Here is a 23,574-nt window from a genome sequence, read left to right on the forward strand (position 1 = left end):
GGAAAGTGACTTAGATTCTGGTCCCACCGCGGATTTAACGATTAACCAATGCTTTCCGGAAAAGTGATTGACAAACTATATGAAAAGGCTTACATTTAATTTAGTAAAATTTTAGTAAAGTGAACATGGAGGTTCCAACTATGGAAGTCGCTAACTTACAACAAGAATTCAAAACTATCTTTGATCGTGAATCGGGTCGGGTTTTCTTTTCACCTGGTCGGATTAATTTAATTGGTGAACACACTGACTATAATGGCGGGCACGTCTTTCCATGCGCAATTAGCATTGGGACTTACGGCGTTTACGCCCCCCGGACGGATAACGTCGTCCGGATGTACTCCGCTAATATTCCTGATCAAGGCATCGTCACGTTTGACGTTAACGACTTGGACTATCAGAAGTCTGCCGGTTGGACGAATTATCCTAAGGGCATGATGTATGAGTTAGCCAAGAGTGGTGTGAGCTTCGAACATGGTTTTGACCTCTTTGTTCACGGTAATTTGCCGGATGGTGCGGGATTATCCTCATCGGCGTCGATCGAACTCTTAATGGGAACGATTCTACGCAGTACGTTTAACTTAACGGTGAGTCAGTTGGAACTCGTTAAACTAGGTCAAAAAGTTGAAAATGACTACATCGGCGTTAACTCTGGCATTATGGACCAATTTGCGGTCGGCATGGGAAAGAAAGACCAAGCGATTTTACTCGATACGAACACGATGGCTTATTCATACGCGCCGGTTAAACTCGGCAATAACGTAATTGTCATCATGAATACGAATAAACGGCGTGAATTGCAAGATTCAAAATACAACGAACGGCGCTCAGAATGTGAAGCGGCGTTAGCCCGTCTACAGAAGAAGTTGGATATCAATTCACTGGGTGATTTAGACGAACAGAGTTTTGACCAAGCGGCCTACTTAATCAATGATGATACTTTGATTCGCCGGGCCCGTCACGCAGTGTTTGAAAATCAGCGGGCGATTCGGGCCACTAAGGCGCTTGCCGTCAATGATTTGACGACGTTCGGCCAGTTAGTAACGGCTTCCCACGTTTCGCTCCATTACGATTATGCGGTTACTGGGAAAGAATTGGATACCTTGGCCGAAGCCGCTTGGGAACAACCGGGTGTTTTAGGCGCACGGATGACCGGTGCTGGTTTCGGGGGTTGTGCGATTGCCATCGTGGATAAAGATGCAGTCGAAGCCTTCAAGCAAAACGTTGGCCGGATTTACGAAGCGGCCATTGGGTACGCTGCGGATTTCTACATTGCAGAAATCGCGGACGGACCCCGGGAATTAACGAATTTAGAAGCATAATTTGAGAGATTAATTGAACGTGGAGGTACATTTTAAATGGCAGTGTTAGTTTTAGGGGGCGCCGGATATATCGGCTCCCATGCAGTTGATCGGTTGATTGCCAAGGGTTACGACGTTGCCGTGGTCGATAATTTAGTCACGGGACACCAAGCCGCCATCAACCCACAAGCCCGTTTTTACGAGGGTGACGTCCGCGACGTTGATTTTATGAATGACGTATTTGATCAAGAAGATGTTGAAGGCGTCGTGCACTTTGCGGCGTTTTCCGTCGTTCCGGAATCTATGAAAAATCCGTTGAAGTATTTTGACAACAACACGACGGGAATGGTCAAACTCCTTGAAGTGATGGCTAAACACGATGTCAAACGGATCGTCTTCTCGTCGACGGCAGCAACGTACGGCGAGCCTGAACGGGTGCCAATTAAAGAAACTGACCCGCAAGTGCCAACCAACCCTTACGGCGAAAGCAAATTAGCGATGGAAAAGATCATGCATTGGTCCGACGTCGCTTATGGCATCAAGTTTGTCGCCCTTCGTTACTTTAACGTCGCGGGTGCTAAACCAGACGGCAGTATTGGCGAGGACCACCATCCGGAGACTCACCTCGTTCCAATTATTTTACAAGTGGCCGCGGGCGAACGGGACCAGTTACAAATTTTTGGTGACGATTACCCGACACCTGATGGGACCAATGTTCGCGACTACGTCCACGTTGTCGACTTGGCGGATGCGCATATCTTAGCCCTAGAATATTTAAAGCAGGGCCACGATAGCGATGCCTTTAACCTAGGCTCGTCGACGGGCTTTTCCAATCGGCAAATGTTAGAAGCCGCGCGAACCGTGACCGGAAAACCAATTCCAGCCGTCATGGCACCACGGCGGGCAGGCGACCCGAGTACCTTGATTGCGGCCAGTGATAAGGCGCGCAAGGTTCTTGGCTGGCAGCCACAATACGATGATGTGCACGAGATTATTAAGACCGCTTGGAATTGGAAGACCAGCCATCCACGCGGCTACGATGATCGGGGAGGCCAAGCATAATGTCAGTATTAAAACAGTTTGTAGATGCCGTCATTGCGGCACCATCGGCATACACCGCCATGGACCGAATTTACGTGACGAACCACGTTTTAGCACTGGTCGGTGAAGGCCCATGTGTGGCCACAACTGGCAGTGACCTAGATAGTTTAGTCACGGCGCTGGTTCAAACCGCGATTCAAAATAACCAAATCGAAGACACGCCGTCCGCTAAGGAAATCTTGAGTGATCAGCTCATGGACCTAGTGACGCCGTTGCCATCGGTCGTCAATCAAACTTTCTGGGATAAGTACCAAGTGAGTCCAGAAACGGCCACGAACTACTTTTATCAACTCAGTCAAGCCAACGATTACGTTAAGACTAAGGCAATTGCGAAGAACGTGGTCTTCAATACGGCGACGGATTTTGGTGACCTTGAGATTACCATCAACCTGTCCAAACCGGAAAAGGACCCTAAAGCGATTGCGGCGGCACGCAACCAGCCGGAAAATGGCTACCCGCTCTGCCAACTCTGCATGGAAAATGAGGGCTACGCGGGTCGATTAGGCTACCCAGCCCGGAGCAACCACCGGATCATTCGGTTAACGGTCAACGGGGAACCGTGGGGGTTTCAGTACTCGCCATATGCCTATTTTAACGAGCATTCAATTTTCTTAGATGCCGTTCACCGGCCGATGGTGATTGACCGGCAGACGTTCATTAACTTATTAGAAATTATCAAACAGTTCCCACACTACTTCGTCGGCAGTAACGCGGACCTCCCCATCGTTGGGGGATCAATGTTGTCCCATGAGCATTATCAAGGGGGTCGTCACGACTTTCCAATGATGAAAGCTCCGGTCGTAAAACCGGTCGACTTAGGGGTCGCTGGTGTCACCGCCGGAATCGTTAAATGGCCGATGTCGACGTTACGGTTGAGCAGTCCTGACGCCACCGCATTAGTGAACGCGGCGACGAAGGTGCATAATGTTTGGAAAGACTATTCGGATGAAAGCGTAGATGTGCGAGCCTACACGGACTCAACGCGCCACCACACGACAACGCCGATTGCCCGTAAAGTGGGCGACCAGTACGTTATGGACTTGGTTTTACGCGATAACCAGACGTCTTCTGAATTTCCAGACGGTATCTTCCATCCACATCAGGATGTCCAACACATTAAGAAGGAAAATATTGGTTTGATCGAAGTCATGGGGCGCGCCATTTTACCCGCACGGCTCAAGGTTGAATTAAGTGAAGTTGCAAAATACTTGCTAGGTCGGCATAATCATATGGTAGCGATGCACCAGCCATGGGCGGATGTACTGCAGGCAAAATATGAATTTAATGATGATAATGTGACGACGATTTTGGACCGTGAAGTCGGTCGCGTCTTTGCACGCGTATTAGCAGACGCGGGCGTCTTCAAGTGGAATGACACTGGTTTAGCGGCATTTGACCGCTTCGTGACCGCTGTCAAAAAAGCGTCATCTAACTAGTTATGAATCAGGGGGGCCTATTGAATGGCGGCAACGTTAAAAGATATTGCAAAAGAAGTGGGTGTGTCACTCGCAACGGTATCACGGGTCTTGAACAAGGACCAGTCACTCTCCGTTAGCGATGAAACGCGCCAGCGAATCTTTGAGGTAGCAGAACAGCTTCAATATTCAAAGAGCAAGCGGCGGTCGACGCCGATTGCACGCAAAAAACTCGCCATTGTTCAGTGGTATTCGGAATCCAAAGAACAAGATGACCTGTACTATATGTCCATTCGAATGGGCATTGAACGGCGTGGCCAGCAGCACCAGTTCGAAGTGACGCGGATTTTCCAAAACAACGTCCGGAAACTGGACACCAATGTCGATGCCATCATTGCGATTGGTAAGTTTAGCCCTAAGCAGGTCTATAACATGGCCACCATTACGGACAACCTCGTTTTTGTAGATGATGATCAATTTGACAGTGGCTTTGATAGCGTGGTCACGGACTTTCGGACCGCCACGGAAAAAGTTGTCGACTATTTCTGGGGTCGTGATATTCACGATATCGGGTTTATTCACGGGACTGAAATGACGACCGACCATGAACTTGAAGTTGTCGATCGGCGGATGTTAGGCTTCCGAACAGCAATGGAACGCCGACACGCCTATAATCCGAAGGTCGTTTTCAAGGGCGATTATACGAGTGAATCCGGGTTCAAAATGATGAAAAAAGCCATCACGACTTTGGGCGACAAGCTACCAGAAGCCTTTTTCGTTGCCAATGACCCGATGGCAGCCGGGGCGCTTAAAGCCCTCCAATCTGCGGGGATTAAAGTTCCAGAGCGCGTTAAGCTATTTAGCTTTAATAACACGTCACTCGCAACGTTCGTTTACCCAGAATTAAGTGCGGTTAACGTCGACACGGAGCTCATGGGCACGGCCGCAGTCGACTTGATTATGAGCCGACTAGAAGGCCGGACCACGGTCCAACGGGTTGAACTTGGCACTAGTCTAGTTGAACGCGACAGTACCAAATAAAAAAGTATGCTCCAACTACTTTTAGCGAGTAGGGGAGCATTTTTTGGAATAATCTAAAAGGTGAAAGATAGACTTGAACGCGGTTGTATCAGTATTTAGACTGCTAGTCCGGTTGTCACTGATGGCATCGGTCGTGGGACCGGGGCGAGCCAAAGAGCGGTCTCGCCCCTCGCCCGGAACACTTGCAAAATGCGCAATTATCCCGGACCGTCCGTGGTCTAAGTCCGGAAAAATCACCGGACTAAGACCACCTTCACGACCGATATCATCAGTGACGACCTCCGATTATTCAATAAATTTAGCGCATCGATAACGGAAGAGCCATGTTTAACGCAGACGGGCAGAATTGGTGGATTGTATCGGCAATATCAGTCAGCAGTTCTGTCTGATAGATCGGATTATTTATGAATAACACTGCTATTGTGATGACTTTGATATTCATTTTAGATTTTTCAACATTTAGACAATTAGAAAAGGTTAGGGGTGGATGAAATGAGCTTTAAAAACAAGGAATTTTTGCACGGCGGCGACTATAATCCTGATCAGTGGCTAAATCAGCCGGACGTAATTGATCAAGACTTTAAAGCCTTCGCGAACGCAAAATTGAATGCGGTTACATTAGGCGTATTCGCTTGGGACCGACTGGAGCCGGCGGAAGGTGAGTATCATTTTGAGTGGCTGGACGAAATGTTTGACCGGGCGGCTGCCCAGAAGATGAATGTTATTTTGGCAACGCCTAGTGGGGCCCGGCCCCGCTGGTTAGCGGCCAAGTACCCGGAAGTCCTGCGGGTTGGTGAAGATGGGCAACGTAATCAGTTTGGCGAACGCCATAATCACTGTTACACGTCGCCAATTTACCGGGAAAAGGTCCACCAAATGAACCAGAAGTTAGCGGAACGTTACGGACACCGGAAAAATCTCGTCTTGTGGCATATTTCCAATGAATACAGTGGCGCGTGCTATTGTGACTTGTGCCAGGCGGCCTTTCGGAAGTGGCTCCAAGCTAAATACCAGACGCTCGAAGCACTCAATCACGCTTACTGGGGTGCTTTTTGGAGTCATGAGTACACGGACTGGGCTCAGATCGAAGCCCCCTCGCCACGGGGTGACCAAAATGTAACCGGACTGAATTTAGATTGGCGTCGGTTCGTGACGGACCAGACGATTGATTTCTTCGATGCGGAAGTGGCCCCATTACGGGCGGTTAACCCGGATATTCCGGTGACAACCAACTTTATGGGCGGTAATCCGCCAACATCCGACGTTTTTGACGCCTTAGACTATCAAGAATTTGCCCAGCACGTGGACGTCGTTTCGTGGGATTCGTACCCGAACTGGGGTAATGATTATGAATCTACGGAACAGCTTGCGATGAAGACGAGCTTGATGAACGATACGATGCGGAGTTTCAAGCATCAAAACTATTTGATCATGGAAAATACGCCGTCCAAAGTTAACTGGCACCAGTTTAACCACGCAAAACGTCCCGGGATGCACACCATGGCGAGTCTGCAAGAAATCGCACACGGCGCCGATTCAGTTATGTACTTCCAATTACATCAATCGCGCGGTGCCTCGGAAATGTTTCACGGCGCCGTCATTAGTAATCGCGGTGGGACGCAGACCCGGACTTTTCGGGATGTCGCCCAACTCGGTACACAGCTGAACCAACTGAAGGGTGTCGTTAATACGCACCGCAAAGTGGCTAAGGTGGCAATCGTCTTTGATTACGATAACATGTGGGCGTTAGCGGATGCGCGCACCTACGCCAACGCAAGCAAGGATTACTGGAAGACGATTCAGGACCATTACCGGTACTTCTGGGAACATGATATTCCGGTAGAACTTGTCGGCGTTAACGACGACTTAACACCGTATCAGCTCGTGATCGACCCCATGCACTTTTTGATGCGGCCAGAATTCGCGGCGAAACTCAAAGCCTACGTTCAAAACGGGGGGCACCTCGTTGGAACTTATATTAGTGGCGTCGTGGACGGCGACTTTTTGGCTTATCAAGGGGCCGGGATGGCAGACTTGATCACGACGTACGGGTTAAAAGTGACGGAAACCGATACCTTGTATCCTAGTCAGCGCAATTCACTGCGGATTTTTAATCAAAAATACGCGGTGCGGGATTACTGCGACCTTGTGCAACTGACGACGGCCAAAGCATTGGGGACTTACGGTGCCGACTTCTATGCGGATACGCCGGCGGTTACTTGTAACCAATTAGGCCGCGGGCAAGCCGATTACGTGGCTTGTCGGACGGACGCGGACTTTTTGCAAAAATTCTACCACCAGTTGACTCAGCGCCTTCAGTTACAAGCAGAATTGCCGATTCAAAAGAAGACGACTAAGGTGGCCATTCAAGTGCGTGAAAATGACACCACCTACGTCTACTTTGTCATCAACTACAGCCATGAACCAACGCTCGTGACCGTTACGACGCCGTTGACGAACGCGTTAACGGGGCAAACGGAACAGGGCACCCAAGCGATTGCCGGGTACGGTGTGAAAGTTTACCGTAGCTAGTTTGAAGTATAAGCAACAAAAAATCTCCCAGCTTTTTGAGACTGGGAGATTTTTTAAATGGTTATATTTTTAATGTTTGAGTGGTGCGTCTAAATCCGTGACCACGCTGTTTTTACGTGATAACAGGAGGTAGTGCGCCGTGCCAAATACGGCCCCAACTAAGGCTGGGACTAACCAGTCCATACCGCTGCTGGCCAGTGGTAAGTAGCTCTGTACGTGGGCCATCGCTTGTCCTAAGGCGCTTTGGCTAACGACTGCTGGGAAAGCAGCTACCATGTCGAAGACGGCGGGGACAACGGTAAAGACAACGACCCAGACGTAAACGACGCTTGCTTTGTGGAACAGTGGTGACAGGATCGATAGGAAAATCAGGGCCATTGCCAGTGGGTAGAGGAACATCAAGACTGGTGTAGACCATGCGATGATTTGGTTCAAGCCTACGTTAGCCGTTAAAAACGAAGCCAGGCAGGTGACCCGTAGCCATGCTTTGTAACTCAAGAAGCCAAAGTGTTTGTGGAAGTCTTGAGCGAAGGCCGCAACGAGTCCAATCGCAGTGGTTAAACAAGTCGTGATCATTAATACGGCTAAGATTGCTTGACCAACGGAACCCATGTAGTGGTTAACGATTTGGTCAAAGGCGACCCCACCGTTAGCTGAGACTTTGAATAGACCTAATGATTGCGCGCCAAGTAGGATCAAGAAAGTGTAGATGAGGCCTTCAAATGCCATGGAGAAGAATCCAGCCCGTGCAGTGACCCAAGCCGCTTTGTTCGGGTCGGTTTGGCCCATGAATTTAACGGCGGTAACGATGGTGACCCCTAAAGCGAGGCCGGCTAAAGCGTCCATCGTGTTGTAACCTTCTAGGAAACCGTTGACGAAGCCCGCACTTTGATAAGCGGCGGTGGCGCTAGTGTTGCCGGCGTGAGCTAAGGGACTGCTAAACGCAACGGCGAAAACGGCGACTAATAGTAATAAAAATAGTGGATTGAGTAACTTACCGACCCGCGCCATGATTTTACTCTGTTCAATGGAGAGGTAGTAGGCGAGGCCAAAGAAGGCTGCTGAGAAAGCAAGTAATGCCAATGATTGGTATTTGGCAGGGAAGAACGGTGCCAGGCCAACGGTGAACGATACTGTCGCGGTCCGGGGTGTTCCGAAAAATGGACCGATGGTGAAGTGGATGAGCACCATGAAGACGACGGCAAAGGTAGCGCCAAGCGGTTTACCAATGTCGTAGACCCCTTTTGACTTGGTGACGCAGACGGCTAATACGGATAATAATGGCAATAAAACGGCGGTAACTAAGAAGCCGACGGTCGCAATGCCCCAGTGACTCCCGGCTAATTGGCCGAGGTGAAGGGGAAAAATCAGGTTACCCGCACCAAAGAAGAGGGCGAAAATCATGGAACTTAAGGTGACGTAATCACGTTTGGTTAAAGATCGTTTTTGGACTTTATCTAGCATATAAAAGACTCCTTATAGGTTTGGGTTAAACAAAAAAACGTCCCGCTTTCTGAGTTAGACTCAGAAACCAGGACGTTTAACACGCGTTACCACCTTAGCTTTACGGCCGTATTGCTACGGACCGCCTTAACAGGTACGGCGAGTGGCCGGCCACTCGTGATACCCGGGCTCGATAATGGGAGCACCCAACAGCAACTAATTAAATCGTTCGCCACTGCCACTCAGAACTGATTTTCAGTTAAGAAAGCAGGATGCCGTTTCACCAGACCGACACTCTCTAAGCGTGCTTTGCTAACGTACTTTGTTCATCAACGTGTTTGTTAACCGTTTTTTAATGTGCCTTTAATCTACAACGGTTGTTGTGGTTTGTCAATGCTTTTTGAAAAACTTACGGTTAGTTAGTGCGAATTGGGTGGGAATGTTAGATAATAGGTTTTATAGCATAGATGAAGGAGGGACGCCTTGTGACTGAAATGGATGAAGAAACCAGTGAGCAACCCCAGTGGAAGAAAAATCAGAATCGTCACACCCGTTTTCGTACCATTGTGGGCGTGTTGCGACGTTACAACGTTTTAAGCAACCTGGCTCGACAGAAAAATCCAGAACAGGTGCGGGTGGCCTTTGAAGAATTAGGACCGACCTTTATTAAAATTGGGCAAATTTTGTCGGCACGAACGGACATTGTTAAGCCGGAATTTGCGAATGAATTTAAAAAATTACAAGACGACGTCAAAGCTGACGACTACGACGTGGTGCAGCGAACGATCGAACGGCAGACGGGTAAACCGATGGAAGAGATCTTCGCCACCTTTGAGCACCAACCCTTTGCGTCGGCCTCGATGGGCCAGACCCATCACGCAACTTTACTGAACGGTCAAAAAGTCGTGGTGAAGGTGCAGCACCCGGGCATTGACGCTGAAGTGGCCTTGGATATTTCGCTGTTTGAGCGGGCGTTGCCACTGTTGCGCTACATTCCAGAGTCATCGGTCGTGGATCTCCGTGAAATGGTTGGCGAGATTAAGCGGTCGCTGTTTAATGAACTGGATACCAATATCGAAGTTCGCAACGGGTCCCGGTTTTACCGGTTGAATAATCAGAACGATATTATTCGAGTTCCGCGGGTCTACGCTAAGTACAGTACCCAAAAGGTCCTCGTTAATCAGTATATGCCGGGGGATAGTATCCAACACTTCATGGCTAAGATGATCAAGGCGGACCGTGAAGGCAATCAGCAATTTGATGATGAACGGCGGTACTTAGCCCACACGTTGGTACAAAATTTCTTAAAACAAGTTTTTGAAGACGGCTTCTTTCACGCGGATCCCCATCCGGGCAACATTTTATTGCGTGAATTAAAACCGGGTGACATCGGTTATAACGACACCGTGCCGCAGCGCCGTGGCAAAATCGGCAAGCGGCGGTTACCACCGTACCGCTTAGTCTACTTGGATTTTGGGATGATGGGTGAGATTAGTCCGTCTTTAATGAACGGGATTGCAAACGTCATCGTGGCCGTGACAACGGAGGATACCCGGCAGGTCGGCAAAGCCATCCTGGCGATTTCAAACCGGACTGGGGCGGTCGATGAAGAGGGCTTCTTCAGCGAGTTAGCACCGTTTTTAGGCCAGTATTATAACTCGGGACTTGGCGACATTGATTTTCAAGGACTACTATTTGAAATGGTCAAAGTCTGCCGTAGTAATAATATCCAAATGAATCCGGCGGTCACCATGCTAGGAAAAGCCTTCGGCACAATTGAAGGTATTGTTGAAACTTTGGATCCGAACCTGTCCATGTTAGACGTGGCCCGGCCGTTTGCCCGTAAGTACATGCAAGAGCATCTCAACCTTCGCAATGAACTGGAAGATGGGTTATTGGCGACGCTCCAAGGTGTGCGGGATACGCCCAAACTGCCATCACGGTTGTTAGCCGCGTTGGAGACGTTTGAAAATGGTCAGACGCGGGTCAACATTGTCTTTTCACACCGGAAGATGTTCATCGACCGCATCGATTCAATGGTCAATAAAGTGGTCTTGTCCGTTATTTTGGCTGCGCTGATCGTGGGCTCGTCCTTACTCGTTCAGAGTCATCCTGATAATAGCTGGATTACCAACATTGGGATTTTCGGGTACGTTACCGCGGTCGTCGTCATTATTGGACTCGTCATCGGGACCTTGCACTCCTGGTATCAACATTGGCGCCGCAAGTAGGCGAAATGGTCAAAATAGAAAACAAAAAAAGCAGGTGACGGTTTGCCGTCACCTGCTTTTTTTGTCTAATTAATCTTCTGATCCAAGTACTCGTGCACAGAAAGCGGCAAGAATGGCACCAACTTCTGGTGCAAGAATGTAGACCCATAAGTGTGAAAGGGCGCTGCCACCAGCAAAGATAGCTGGACCGATTGAACGGGCTGGGTTCAAAGAACCACCAGTCAAGTTCAACGTGGCAATGATTAAGAAGGATAACGTAATCCCAATAACCAAGCCTGCAAAGTCGCCATTTCCGTGGTCGTTGCTAGTCACGTTCAAAATGACCATCAAGAACAGGAAGGTTGCTAAGGCTTCAACGAAGAACGCCATACCGGCACCGATTTTTGGAAAATCAGTTTGGCCTAAGGCGTTGGTTGCTAACCCAAGGGCACTGACGAAGCTGCGAACAGCTGCAGAAGCAACGATGGCCCCTAAAATCTGAGCAATCACGTAACCGACAGCGTCAGCGACGTTGATCCGCCGGTTGATTAACATCGCCGTTGTAACGGCGGGGTTAAAGTGACCTCCGGAAATACCCCCGAAGGCGTAGGCCGAAACGGTGATGGCTAACCCAAAGGCTAACCCGATTGCGAGGACGTCACCTTTTGCAATCACAACGGTTGCGGTCCCTAAGAAAACTAACATGAATGTGCCGAGAAACTCAGCAAAATACTTGCGCATAGTACTCACGCTCCTTTTAGAATAATTGCTTACATAAGTTATCTTACAATACTTTCTAACTAGTGAAACTTAATTTGCTCAAAAAAATAATGATTCTAATAAGAGAAAAACAATTATTACGGTTTGATGGTGCTACGTTTGTAAGACTTATTCAGTTATTTTAAGTTTCAAAAGTCTTTAAATGATAACTATTTTGTTACCGTCAATGAACATGGTCGTTAAATCGCGGTAAGTTTAATAATCAATCAAACGTGGGTGGACTTTGAGGGAACGGATGGCAAAACAAACCGGAAACTGTTTTATAATGGAAACAAATAACTTTTAGGAGGCACCACCCATGCGTTTTTTACATACCGCTGACTGGCACATTGGCAAGAAACTCCACGGTTTTGACCTAGTGGAAGAACAGCAGGATGCTTACGAACAAATCAAAAAAATCGCTGTTGACGAGCAGGTAGACGCGGTTGTTATCGCGGGCGACTTGTACGACCGTTCAGTGCCGAACGAAACGTCCGTCAATCAGTTGGGCAACATGCTGGTTGACCTTAACCTCAAGCACCACTTTCCGTTATTGGCGATTAGTGGCAACCACGACAGCGCACCCCGGTTACGGACTGGGAGCTCGTGGTTTAAAGCGACGGACTTTTACCTCAATACGAAACTCAGTCAGGCGTTCACGCCGATTGAATTTCCAGACACCCAATTTTTCTTACTCCCTTATTTTGAGCCGTTTGAAGCACGTCAATACTTTAAAGATGACAAGCTTAGGACGGTTCAGGCCGCAATGGTCAAAATCGTGGCGGCGATGCGCGCTCAATTTGATCCAGCGAAGAAACACGTCCTCGTCGCGCACTTTTTTGCTGCGGGCAGTAGCCACGTCGATTCCGAAACCCAAGTGATGGTCGGGGGACTCAATGCGATTCCTGTCAGCGACCTAGCTGATTTTGACTACGTTGCCTTAGGACATCTGCACGGTAAGGACGCCCTCCACGCAGACCGGGTTCGCTATAGTGGGTCGCCGTTGAAGTTTTCAGTCTCTGAAGCAAACCAGCAAAAGGGCGTTTGGATCGTCGACACTGATCCGTTCAAATTAACGTTCAAACCACTCAAGCCATTACGCGATGTGCGCGTCCTAACCGGGGCGTTTGAAGACTTAACGTCACCGGAATTTTATAAGAAACAAGCCGTGAATGATTATTTAGCAATTCAGTTAACTGACCAGCGGGTGATTCCTAACGTCATGCAGGCGTTACGGGACGTTTACCCTAACGTGATCGAGCTAGAACGGGTGGGTGGACCGGTCGTAACTGGTGATGAGTTAGCAACAATTGACCCGCACCTAGATCCCATGGAATTGATGGACCAATTTTTTGAACAAGCCACCGATACACCGTTGACGGACCAGCAACAAAAATGGGCGCAAACGGCACTGCAACTAGCTAATAAGGAGGATTAAGGATGCGACCACTGACATTAGAACTAGACTATTTTGGACCGTTTCGGCATGAAAAAGTTGATTTTACGAAGTTTAACGATTTTCCCGTATTCTTAATCAGCGGTAAAACGGGCGCCGGTAAAACGACGATTTTTGACGCCATGTGTTTTGCCCTCTTTGGCAGTACCTCTGGTGGTGATCGCCAGGTGAAACAGATGCGGTCCGATTTTGCGACCGATGATGAACTCACAACGGTGACGTTTACCTTTGAACACCAAGATCGAACCTACAAAATCGTGCGGTCACCAGAACAGACCGTCGCTAAAAAGCGGGGGACTGGGAATCACGTGCAAGTTGCTGCGGTGACGTTGACGGTATTTGACGCCACGGGGCAAGAAGTTGACGAATACACGAAGGTCAATGCGGTTCAAAACTACATTCATGAGCTATTACAATTAACGCGGGAACAGTTCTCACAAATCGTGTTATTGCCTCAGGGCCAGTTCCGTCAGTTCTTGATGGCGAATAGTGATGATAAGGAAAAAGTGCTCCGCGACATTTTCGGGACGAGTTTATACAGCCGTTGGTCCCAGCAACTAAAATCACAGTTGAAACGGCAACAGACTGAAAATAATCAGGTTGCGCAAAGCTTGAAGACGTTACAGGGTCAATTGACTTGGACGACCCGAAATGCGGCCGAAGCATTGACGCTCTCACCACAAGCCACCCTTGAAGCCCAAGCAACGGAGCAGGCAGCTCAGGCTGATGCGCTGGCCGCGTTAAAGCAAAAATTTGATCAGGCGAAGGCAGCTCTAACGAAAGTGCAGCGTGCCCAGACTGCGGGTCAGACTTTGCAAAAAAATTATGAAGAACGGGCCACGCTGACGGCACAACTGGCGACCCTCGACGAGCAAAAAAAGACGATTGATGATCAGCGTCAACAAGTTAAAACGCTTGATTGGGCGCAAGAATCAGCGCCTGTTTACCAACAACTTCAGGCTAATCAACGGCGGGTCAAAACTGAGACTGAACAGGTTACCGCGTTAACGACTGAGCTGGCAGAGTTGAAGGCAACTCGTGATACGGCGACGGTTCGTGTTCAAAAATTGACGGCTGAGGCCCCCTTAGCTGAACAAAGACAAGAACAACTGACCACGTTGACGGCAAAACGGCCCATTTATGAACAATTAGCACAGACGCGTCAGGCTTACCAACAGGCCCAGCAGCGTGTTCAAGTGCAACAACAAGCTGTTACGAAGATTGAACAACAACTGAACAAGCTGACCGAAGAACAGGAAAAACTTGGCCCACTTGGTGCTGATTTGACCGCGGCGTTAGCAGTCCAGCGCGAATTAGATCAACGGGACCATACGTTACAAACGTTGACCCAGCAAGCAACGCGGGTCGACCAGAAACAACGAACTGTTGCCAAATACGGTGAGGCCGTTACGGCGCAACAAGCGGTCGTAGCCACCCGGCGTACTGAAGCCGCAGAACAGACGGCTGTGTACCAAAAGCTAGATAGTGAATGGGCAAGTGCGCAAATCGCCATCTTAAGTCAGCGGCTATTGCCCGACCAACCGTGTCCAGTTTGCGGGTCAACGACGCACCCGCACCCAGCGACAACCGATGCGTTGACCATCACTGAAGCAGAGGTTAAGCAGGCACAGGAGGCTAGTACGCGGGCTGCACAAGCTTTAGCGGCGGCTGAAAATCAACTGAAGGCTGACGAAAAGCAAGTGCAAACGGCCCAAGCTGAATTAGATGATGAAGAAGCGACTTTCCAGCAGGCGGTATCTGCCAAACTGGGAACGGTTGATGAAACGCTGGACGTGACTGAACAGTTGGCCCAAGCGCAGACTCAGCTAGAGCAAGATATCCAGGCCAACCAGCAGCGTGTTCAAACGGCTCAGGATGCTCAGGAACGGCTAAAGACGGTTCAAACGGAGTCGCAAAACTTAACTATTGATCATGACACGGCCGCGAAGGCGTTAACCGCGGTGAAGAATCAGGCCCTGCAACTTGAAACGCAGTTGGCTGACCAGGAGCAGCAGCGTTCAGTAGATTATCCGGACCTCCCGACGTTAGACGCACACTTGCAAGCTTTGACTAAGAAACAGGATGAGTACCGTAAGGCTAAGCAGGCCGCCGATCAGCAATTAGCGGCAACCAAGGAACAGTTGTCAGCAACGGAAGCGCGGCTAACAACAACCCGTGACCATTTGGCAGCAACGAAAGCGGCCATCCAAGCACAAAAAGACCAATTAACAACGGTGATGCAAACCGCTTGGGAGACGGTCGATTTCGACCGTTTGGGTGGTTTGATGGCCCAACTTGGTCACCTGACAGATTTGCGTGCGGCGGTTGAAACGTATGATCAGCAAGTTGCCACACTAAACGGGCAGCTACTGACGGTGAAAACGGCTATCGGGGACCGTCCGCAACCCGATTTGCAGCAATTAGCAACGCAAGTGCAAACGGCGACTGAAGCTGAACAGGCGGTTGAACAACGGTACTATGATTGTGACCGCCAGTTAAAAGGCAATCAAGACGTGGTTGAAAAGATGCAGGCAATGCTAGCGACGTCACATAAACAACAGGAGCAACTCGCTGAATTGGCGCAATTAGCCAACGTGGCAAGCGGGAATAGTGCGCAAAAGTTGAGCTTGGAACGTTTCGTTTTGCAAACGTATTTGCAAAAAGTTCTACAGACTGGTAACCAGCGACTGAAACAGTTAACGAATGGTCGGTATCAGTTCCAGCTAGACCGCTCCCAAGGGACTTTCCGTAATGGAACTGGGTTGGAAATCAACATTTACGATGACAATGCTGGTAAAGTCCGTAGCGTGCATACGCTGTCGGGTGGTGAAAGCTTTGTGGCCGCTTTGTCATTAGCGTTGGCCCTAGCGACGGTGATTCAAGAACAGGCCGGGGGCATTAAAATTGACGCGTTGTTTATTGACGAAGGTTTTGGCTCGTTGGATGAAGACGCGTTGGATATGGCCATGGAAACGTTGCAACAAGTTGAAGGAAAGTCACGAATGATTGGTATTATTAGCCATGTAAGTGAGCTAGAACATCAATTGCCAGCCCAGTTACAAGTGATTCCAGAAGGCAATGGCGAAAGTGTTGTGAAATATAAATTAGAATTTAGCTAATTGTTTCACGTGAAACAAGAAAGGTTGGGTGAAGTCATGGCGTTATCGTATCAAGCACTACTAACGGCCGTTCCGGTAATTTTAAGGGCGGGCAACGTCCCTAACATTGTGGGGGAGGCGGGTATCGGTAAGTCCGCACTGGTGAGTGATGTGGCTACGCAAATGCACGCGCGGTTATTTACGACCGTAGTGAGTCTGTCGGAAAAGGGGGATTTGGCAATTCCCGTTCCGCCTTTAACCAGTGAATCGTTCATCCAAACGGAGGCGTACGGCCAGTTAGCCGATGTCCAGTTTGGCTACGCTCATACGCTGATTGAGATTATTCAGTATGCGGAGGCCCATCCACACCAGCCCATTTTATGGTTTTTAGATGAATTTAACCGGGGCACGCAAGCGGTGCAGAGTGAATTAATGAACTTGGTTTTGCAACGAACCATTAACACGTTAAAGCTGCCGGAGCAGGTACAACTGATCTTAGCTGAAAACCCGGATGCTAGTATGACGGGGTTTGAAGATAGCGCATACGGGGTTGTCGCTGGTGATGCGGCCATTAAAGACCGAACTGTCCGTTTGATTATGCGGACGGATGCAGCTGATTGGTTAGAGTGGGCCCACCAGCCTTCAACGACGTCCGACCGCCCCAATATTCATCCGTTGGTCGAACGGTTTATCAGTGAAGACGTCACGCGTCTGAATCAGACGGATCAACAGGAAGACATTACCGCGACGCCGCGTGCTTGGGAGCGAGTTTCGGCCAATTTATATGAGTTGAAGAAGTTACCGCCAGCAGCCCAGGCAACGGTGGCCTTAGATATTTTTCAAGGGGATGTCGGTATTAATCTTGGCCGTAGTTTTGAAGCCTTTTTAGAGCAGCAGGCGATCCACCTGACTCCAGCCGATTTATTCGACAGTCAACCTAAAGGGGCAGTCGTTCCCGCACCAGTGTTAAAACAATTTCAAGCGATGAGTGAACCACAAAAAGCAACCGTGTTACGCAGTTGTTTGCAGTTAACGGCCACCTACCCACTGACTGTTGATCAGCATGCGGGGCGCTTTTTACAACTATTGCAGACACTTAGCCAGGATGGTCAGTTTGCATTAGTGCAAACGATTGGTCAGGACCGGGAACTGCTCAAACAGTTATATACGGTCAATGTGGCCAAAAGTAGTCCGTACGTAACCGCGTTATATCAGTATTTGCAGCAAGTTGCGAGCTGGTCTAATCAGTAGGGAGGGATTCGGTGCTAAACAATGCAGCTGAATATGATCGTTGGCGCCAATCCGTTTTGACCCAACCAAGCCGGGCTGATTTTGGGGCCGGTGCGACAATGGTGACCCGGGCCGTAATCGAGCTACTGGCCGCGGACCAATTTTATGGAGAACTGTTAACCCGACTGCCACGCGAAGTTACACCAGAATTGACGGCACCGTTCGCGTTAACGTGGCATCAAAACCGCCTAGTCCTGCAATACGCACCAGCGAAAATTGCCCAAACATTTGACCGCTTTGACAGCTTACAAGCTGGGCTGAAACACGTGGCGTTACACGTTGTTTGGCAGCACCCGTTGCGGTATCGTCAGCAAATCGTGTCCCAACCGCAGCGGGTGACGTTAGCAACCGATTTGGCAGTTAACCAGTATGTGACCGGGTTACCGGCAAGCGCAACTGGGTTAGCTGACGTGCAGCCACTCGTCAAGACCCGTTTACCGCTTAAAGCCGATTCTGGGACCTATTTACGGTTATTACAGCAGCAGTCAAAACCGCAACCATCAGATCCAACTGGCAATTCGACTGAAGATCACGCGCCGGGGAAAAAACCACAACGCAGTACGGGTCAACGGTCGCAACCGCTAATTGATGACCCGGCAAGCTGGTCAGAAAGTGGCGGTCAGCTGACTAATCCAAATCTAGCCGCGAGTCGAACCCAACAATTAATCCGTGATGCTTGGACGGCAACTAATGAAGTTGGCCGGGGACTAGTTGCGGGCCACGTGATGGCCGAATTGCAACGGCAACGGGCAAAACCGGCCGTTGACTGGCGCCGCGTGTTAGCTCGCGGAATCGGGCAGTTGCCAAACGGTAAGAAGGTCTCATATGCGCGGTTCAATCGCCGGCAGCCGGCACGAATGGAACTACCGGGCCAAATTAGTGATACCCAGTTGGACTTACAAGTATACGTGGACCATTCGGGATCAATTAGTGACGCGACGCTGCAACGCTTGCTCGCACAAGTGGCGGCGTTAACGCGGGTGGTCAACGCCACGATTACGATTAAGCCGTTCGACGCCGTGGTTCAACCCGGAAAGTCCTATCAGGCGAATTTGCCGCAACGCGTGCGGTTTGCACGCGCTGGTGGTGGCGGAACCGTGTATCAAAGTATCTTCGACGATTTGGTAGCGCACCACCGAACAAATCAAACAACGTTGGCCCTAATTTTGACCGATGGCCGTGGGGAACGCAGCGTCGATACCCACCACTTTAAAAATGTGATCTGGTTACTGGCAAAAGCGAGCGACCATCTGTCTGTGCAACCGGTCGTTGGACAGGTTATCAGTTTAAATTTAGGGAGTGATGAAGATGAGTGAACCACTTAACCCCGATGATATGCAAGCTTTACTGACCCATAACCGGCGCTATCAACGCGCGGTAGCGATTTTGAAGGATCAGTGGCAACTCATTATGGCGGATGAAACGTTAGCGTACCGCCAGCAAATCACCCCGACCGATTTACAGTTTGCACGAGCATTACTCAGAAGTGGGACGTTAACGAGTCGGTTTAATTTTGATAATTACGCTGGCGTGCAAACGCTTCGTCAACACTATGGAAGCCTGTTGAGTGGTGCGGCGCAGCAGTGGTTGGTGCACGACTACGTTTAGAATTAAAGGTAGAAAGAGCTAAAATTGTCGCTTCGCCGGACAGCCCCGATGTGCTGTGGGGGACGATCCCAGCCATGGTGCGGTCTGTGACCTCGATTCAAAGCCGATAGCCCGCGTCTTTAAATCGCCCCGCAAGATTAGCGTGAAATGCGCCCGCTAATCTTGCCGACACAGCACATCAAGGCTGTCCGACTTCGCTAAAAATAGACTTACTACTTTTACTACTGGTGATACTCGGGCTAGGCCATAAATGACTAATCTGTGTTAATTTGAGTATGGGACAGCCCGGCTCAATTTTAAATCTAGCTTTTCAATCTTTAGCAAATAAAAAACCGTAGGAACTTGGTTGGCAGTGTGCCGAATCGTTCCTACGGTTTTTTAGATTTCGGGTTCATTAAGCTTTTAAAAAATCGAGCCAAACTTGTTTTCGCTGTTCAACATCTTGCAGGCTGCCTTGGCGTAGCCGCGTCTGCAAGCCAATCCGGGCTTCCAGCAGGCTCTGTGCCAAGGTCATGCTGGATTGGTGGTTGGTAATTTGTTGGTTAGCTTGGCCCTTTAAAATAGCCGCGGCGATCAGGGTGAGGTAGTCGTCGTAAAACCAAGTCGTTGCGTGCTGAACATCGGGGTCGGTCGTCCCGAACTCTGCCACGGCGTTGGCCATTAAATCGCCGGCCGGGTGGTCAGTTGACGTCAAATCCCAGCTGAATAAGTGTCCCAAAATGGTGAGGGCGGGTTCACCAGCCTGTTCCAGCCGTTGCGTTTCTTGTGCGCAAGCGGTCAGCGCTTGTTGATGGTAGCGCTGGAGGGCCTTCAAATAGAGGGTGTGTTTGTCACCCAAAGCGTTATACAGACTTTGTTTTTTGACACCACTCGTGGCGACAATTTCATCCATTGAGGTATGGTAGTACCCTTGTTGCCAAAATAAATGCATGATTTGTTCAATGACTTGATCGTCATCAAATGTCTTTTTTGCGGGCAAAAAATGGCCCCCTTTCAAGGTTTGAAGTGATTATCAACAGTATAACATAGGCTGATTGCCGCCGAATGTTCAAGTGCGCACCAATGGGGCAGGGGGAAAAGACTTAGTCGCTTGTCAGCCTTTTTTAATATAAGAATTGCTGACTAGTGAAAACTAATTGATAAAATAAGGGATTTTCTGCTGAATATACTGGTGCGTCAATTTGAACGAATGCTTATTGATGATAGTGATTGTTAGCGATTATTCCGTTTTTATATAGGCTGATATTATTTATAGTAATGTGAAAGTTTAACTAATGAGTATACTAATTAAACTCTCATGATAATATAATGTTTGCTGCTTGTTCAGTTGAATAGGGCAATTGTTACCAGAGTTTTGAACTTAAATCAGGGTAGTGAAAGCCTTACCAGTAAACTGATTCGAACAGTTTATATTAATATTTTTGTATTTTTTTTAAAATTAAAAACATCTCAGAGAAGTCTGAAAATGAAGTTCCTACTACATAGTTAAGCCCTATTATCAATTGACAGCCCTTACATCAACATGCTATATTCTCGTTGCTGATAGGGTTACTCAAACGATTCACTATTAGTAATTTAGTTTTAGTTAAGTTGAAAAATTATACTCTGGGACCTGATAGGGGGTGATCACTTGCGATGGCGAATTAGCTTAATTAGCCTACTGACATTTTGGATGGGACCGCTAGCTTTAACCGGACTTGCGGATGCCCAACCTGGGCAGTACCGATTAACGGTCAAAAATGCCTCAGGAACGTCTGCGGGTGATCATGCCAACGCAGGACCTTTGAGCGGAATACTACCACAAATGAATGAAACCGAGCAGTGGTGGTTACTGGTCATTGGCCTAGCCGGACTAATTTTGTTAACTTTTCTAACCATAATCTGGTGGCGCAACCGTCAATTAATAAAGGAGCAACCGTGATGAAAAAATATGTAGGAACGTTACTTGCTGGAGTTACTTTAATGGCAGCTTTACCAATGGCTGCTAAAGCTGCGGATACTAATACGCAGGATACCGAAGCAAAAGTTCAGTTAACTCAAGACGAACAAAATAAAGCGATTACTTTGGATCAAGTCCCTGGCTTAGATATGGGTGAACATAAAAATGAGAATACGACCCAAACATACAAAGCCGATACGGTAACCGGGGCAATTAAGGTAACCAACCCTGGGAATACGGATGGCTGGAAGGTACAAGTTCTCGGAACTGATTTTACAGATGGTGACAAGGTGTTACGGGGCGCCAAACTGACCTTGGCTAACGGGAAAACGGTTGCTGATGATGACCAAAACGCCTCTGAAACACCGACAAGTGGCGAGGTCGTTGTGAATGGCACTAATCAGTCAATCGTGACGGCAGCTGCTGGCGAAGGGATTGGACAATTCACAACGACGCACGATGCGAACGATGTGAGCTTGCTAGTTCCAGCCGGTAACTCAGCCGGGTCGTATACGGCAAAATTAACTTGGACGTTAAGCAACGCCCCAAGCTAAGCGCGTCACTGTAGAAATTGAGGTGTGACCATGGTCAAGGGACTATCACTGGCGAGTGGGTTACTAATGATGTTGTTAGCAACGCTGTTACTCAATAGTCTGGATAGGACGACTGGTCAGGCGGCTTCACGATCGCAGGTGCAGGTCGGGCTCACCCCTACCGATGACAATGGTGCGGTCGCACCAGTTGATCCAGACAATCCGAGCAAGCCTTACCCCGGAGATTCCGCTGATGCGGGTAACGTCACCGGGACGGGCTCGCGGGGACAACTGACGATTGATTACGTTAGTAACCTCAAGTTTAATGCGACCACCACTGGACAAGGTCCGGTAACAACGACCGCGGTTAATCAGCGCGCAATGATTCAAGTCACGGATCGCCGAAGCACTGGCAGCGGCTGGACGCTACAAGTAACTCCCAGCCCGTTACGAAGTAGCCAGCAGACGCTAAGCACATCTTTGAGCCTCGGCTCAGCCCAGTTGCGTGCCGGTGACGGCAATGCCAGTGCAGCGCCGACGATGGTCAATACGGGGACGTTAACCCCGGGAATTGCCAATAATGTCGTTGTGGCAGATCGACAAACGGGACTTGGTACTTGGCTCCTGGTCCTCAACCGCGGGTCAAATCCAACGACGTTGACCATTAATAATCGACAGTTAACCGCTGGCGATTACGCGGGGAGTCTCGCATGGTCGCTGACAAACGCGCCAAGTTAAAGCAACACGATAAACGGCTACTTGAGTGATGCTCATGGCCGTTTATCAGTACATAGTTCGTTCAGACTATTGAAAGGAAGGGTACGCTAAATGAAAAAAACGTTTTGGCAACTGGTATTACTCGTAAGTGTTGTGTTGGGTGGCTTAACGGTGACCGCACAAGCTGATAACTTAAATTACACGGTCAAGGCAGAATTGCCGACTAACCAAATTAATCAAAAGGTGTCTTATTTTGATTTGAAGGTGAAACCGGGGCAAAAGCAGAACTTGGCGCTGATAATCAAAAACAGTGATCAGCAAGCTCACCGCTATACGATTTCACCAAACCTGGCTGTGACTAACGATAACGGAATCATTGATTACAGTCAGAGCAAAGCCAAGGCGGATTCTTCCTTGAAGTTCAATATCAAAACAGCACTGTCCGAAAAGCAAGTGGTCACCGTTCCCGCCAAATCAAGCAAGCGGGTCACCGTGAAGTTAACGGTACCGCAGAAAAAGTTTGATGGGATTGCTTTAGGCGGAATTAACGTGATTCAAGAGTTGAAGGCCACGAAAAAGAAGCGTAGCGGGATGGCAATTGACAACCAGTACGCCTACGTCTTAGGTGTTCAACTGCGAGAGTCTAAGTCAATTGAGATAAAACCAAACATGAAGTTACACAAAATTAAGGCGACACAGTTAAATTATCGCAACTATGTTACGGCTAATCTGCAAAATGACCAACCCGTTATTATGCACGGCCTCAAAATTAAGAGCTACGTGACGGCCGCGGGTGCTAGTAAAAAGTTGATGGTCACCAGTAAAGATAACTTAGCGATGGCACCTAACAGTAACTTTAATTTTGCGATGGGTGATGGCTCAAAACAGCTTAAAGCTGGCAAGTACGTTCTTCATTTGACCGCAACTGCGGATAAGGGTAAGTGGCAGTTTACACGCAACTTTACGATCACGGATAAAGAGGCTAAACACTTGAACGATACGGCAATCGGCGATCAGACCCAGCCGAACTACTTCTGGTGGTTCGTCGCGTTAGGCGTGGTTATCCTTGCACTACTAAGTGCCATTATCTGGTTACTCTTGAAAAACCGCCGTCGTCAGGATCACTAGCGAGAG

General features: G+C 48.9%; 19 protein-coding genes and 1 other annotated feature. Of the genes, 15 read left to right on the plus strand and 4 right to left on the minus strand.

Annotated elements, in window-relative coordinates:
* Nucleotides 1–140: 140 nt before the first annotated feature.
* The 5 genes from AAA939_RS09435 (at nt 141) to AAA939_RS09455 (ending at nt 7,387) form a co-directional block, all read left to right on the plus strand.
* Nucleotides 141–1,319: a galactokinase gene (locus tag AAA939_RS09435; protein ID WP_338207769.1), complete on the plus strand. Its 1,179-nt coding sequence runs from the start codon at nt 141–143 to the stop codon at nt 1,317–1,319.
* A 36-nt stretch (nt 1,320–1,355) separates the two neighbouring features.
* Complete coding sequence (gene galE, locus AAA939_RS09440) at nt 1,356–2,360, plus strand: UDP-glucose 4-epimerase GalE (RefSeq protein WP_338207770.1); 1,005 nt, start codon at nt 1,356–1,358, stop codon at nt 2,358–2,360.
* Nucleotides 2,360–3,835, plus strand: coding sequence for a UDP-glucose--hexose-1-phosphate uridylyltransferase (locus tag AAA939_RS09445; protein WP_338207771.1), 1,476 nt, complete (start codon nt 2,360–2,362; stop codon nt 3,833–3,835). Before galE ends, AAA939_RS09445 begins: the two co-directional genes overlap by 1 nt.
* A gap of 24 nt (nt 3,836–3,859) precedes the next feature.
* Complete coding sequence (locus AAA939_RS09450) at nt 3,860–4,855, plus strand: LacI family DNA-binding transcriptional regulator (RefSeq protein WP_338207772.1); 996 nt, start codon at nt 3,860–3,862, stop codon at nt 4,853–4,855.
* A gap of 492 nt (nt 4,856–5,347) precedes the next feature.
* Nucleotides 5,348–7,387, plus strand: coding sequence for a beta-galactosidase (locus tag AAA939_RS09455; protein ID WP_338207773.1), 2,040 nt, complete (start codon nt 5,348–5,350; stop codon nt 7,385–7,387).
* 69 nt (nt 7,388–7,456) lie between these two features.
* On the opposite strand, the gene brnQ is transcribed toward AAA939_RS09455, so the two are convergent.
* Complete coding sequence (gene brnQ / locus AAA939_RS09460; protein WP_338207774.1) at nt 7,457–8,851, minus strand: branched-chain amino acid transport system II carrier protein; 1,395 nt, start codon at nt 8,849–8,851, stop codon at nt 7,457–7,459.
* 65 nt (nt 8,852–8,916) lie between these two features.
* Nucleotides 8,917–9,172: a binding site (T-box leader), on the minus strand.
* A gap of 152 nt (nt 9,173–9,324) precedes the next feature.
* On the opposite strand from brnQ, the gene AAA939_RS09465 reads away from it, so the two are divergent.
* Complete coding sequence (locus AAA939_RS09465) at nt 9,325–11,061, plus strand: ABC1 kinase family protein (RefSeq protein WP_338207874.1); 1,737 nt, start codon at nt 9,325–9,327, stop codon at nt 11,059–11,061.
* Nucleotides 11,062–11,130: 69 nt separating this feature from the next.
* Here AAA939_RS09465 and AAA939_RS09470 read toward each other — a convergent pair whose 3' ends face one another.
* Nucleotides 11,131–11,790, minus strand: coding sequence for an MIP/aquaporin family protein (locus tag AAA939_RS09470; RefSeq protein ID WP_272946836.1), 660 nt, complete (start codon nt 11,788–11,790; stop codon nt 11,131–11,133).
* 328 nt (nt 11,791–12,118) lie between these two features.
* Here AAA939_RS09470 and AAA939_RS09475 point away from each other — a divergent pair, with 328 nt between their 5' ends.
* The 5 genes from AAA939_RS09475 to AAA939_RS09495 are packed head-to-tail and all read left to right on the plus strand — an operon-like array spanning nt 12,119 to nt 19,251.
* Nucleotides 12,119–13,237: an exonuclease SbcCD subunit D gene (locus AAA939_RS09475; RefSeq protein WP_338207775.1), complete on the plus strand. Its 1,119-nt coding sequence runs from the start codon at nt 12,119–12,121 to the stop codon at nt 13,235–13,237.
* Nucleotides 13,238–13,239: 2 nt separating this feature from the next.
* The gene (locus AAA939_RS09480) at nt 13,240–16,374 is read left to right on the plus strand and encodes an AAA family ATPase (RefSeq protein WP_338207776.1); all 3,135 of its coding nucleotides are present in this window, start codon (nt 13,240–13,242) and stop codon (nt 16,372–16,374) included.
* Between the two features lie 36 nt (nt 16,375–16,410).
* The gene (locus AAA939_RS09485; RefSeq protein ID WP_338207875.1) at nt 16,411–17,604 is read left to right on the plus strand and encodes an ATP-binding protein; all 1,194 of its coding nucleotides are present in this window, start codon (nt 16,411–16,413) and stop codon (nt 17,602–17,604) included.
* 11 nt (nt 17,605–17,615) lie between these two features.
* Nucleotides 17,616–18,959 (plus strand): vWA domain-containing protein, encoded by a 1,344-nt coding sequence (locus AAA939_RS09490; RefSeq protein WP_338207777.1) that lies wholly within the window; start codon nt 17,616–17,618, stop codon nt 18,957–18,959.
* Nucleotides 18,952–19,251 carry a hypothetical protein gene (locus tag AAA939_RS09495; protein WP_338207778.1) on the plus strand — a complete coding sequence of 100 codons (300 nt, stop codon included), beginning with the start codon at nt 18,952–18,954 and terminating at the stop codon, nt 19,249–19,251. Before AAA939_RS09490 ends, AAA939_RS09495 begins: the two co-directional genes overlap by 8 nt.
* 394 nt (nt 19,252–19,645) lie before the next feature.
* On the opposite strand, the gene AAA939_RS09500 is transcribed toward AAA939_RS09495, so the two are convergent.
* Together AAA939_RS09500 and AAA939_RS15250 are read right to left on the minus strand one after the other, a co-directional pair.
* The gene (locus AAA939_RS09500) at nt 19,646–20,230 is read right to left on the minus strand and encodes a TetR/AcrR family transcriptional regulator (RefSeq protein WP_338207779.1); all 585 of its coding nucleotides are present in this window, start codon (nt 20,228–20,230) and stop codon (nt 19,646–19,648) included.
* Between the two features lie 606 nt (nt 20,231–20,836).
* Entirely contained in the window at nt 20,837–20,881 is a 45-nt protein-coding gene (locus AAA939_RS15250; protein ID WP_404411836.1) for a hypothetical protein, read from the minus strand.
* On the opposite strand from AAA939_RS15250, the gene AAA939_RS09505 reads away from it, so the two are divergent.
* From AAA939_RS09505 to AAA939_RS09520, 4 genes are all read left to right on the plus strand, one after another.
* Nucleotides 20,882–21,172, plus strand: a complete 291-nt coding sequence (locus AAA939_RS09505; protein WP_338207780.1) for a cell surface protein — start codon at nt 20,882–20,884, stop codon at nt 21,170–21,172. It abuts the gene before it with no gap.
* Nucleotides 21,172–21,744: a WxL domain-containing protein gene (locus AAA939_RS09510; RefSeq protein WP_338207781.1), complete on the plus strand. Its 573-nt coding sequence runs from the start codon at nt 21,172–21,174 to the stop codon at nt 21,742–21,744. Before AAA939_RS09505 ends, AAA939_RS09510 begins: the two co-directional genes overlap by 1 nt.
* Nucleotides 21,745–21,774: 30 nt before the next feature.
* The gene (locus AAA939_RS09515; protein ID WP_338207782.1) at nt 21,775–22,461 is read left to right on the plus strand and encodes a WxL domain-containing protein; all 687 of its coding nucleotides are present in this window, start codon (nt 21,775–21,777) and stop codon (nt 22,459–22,461) included.
* Between the two features lie 90 nt (nt 22,462–22,551).
* A complete protein-coding gene (locus AAA939_RS09520; RefSeq protein ID WP_338207783.1) occupies nt 22,552–23,568 on the plus strand; it encodes a WxLIP family cell surface protein in 1,017 nt (338 codons plus the stop codon).
* The last annotated feature ends 6 nt before the right edge of the window (nt 23,569–23,574 follow it).

This window comes from Lactiplantibacillus paraxiangfangensis (assembly GCF_036246185.1).
GTDB lineage: Bacteria > Bacillota > Bacilli > Lactobacillales > Lactobacillaceae > Lactiplantibacillus > Lactiplantibacillus paraxiangfangensis.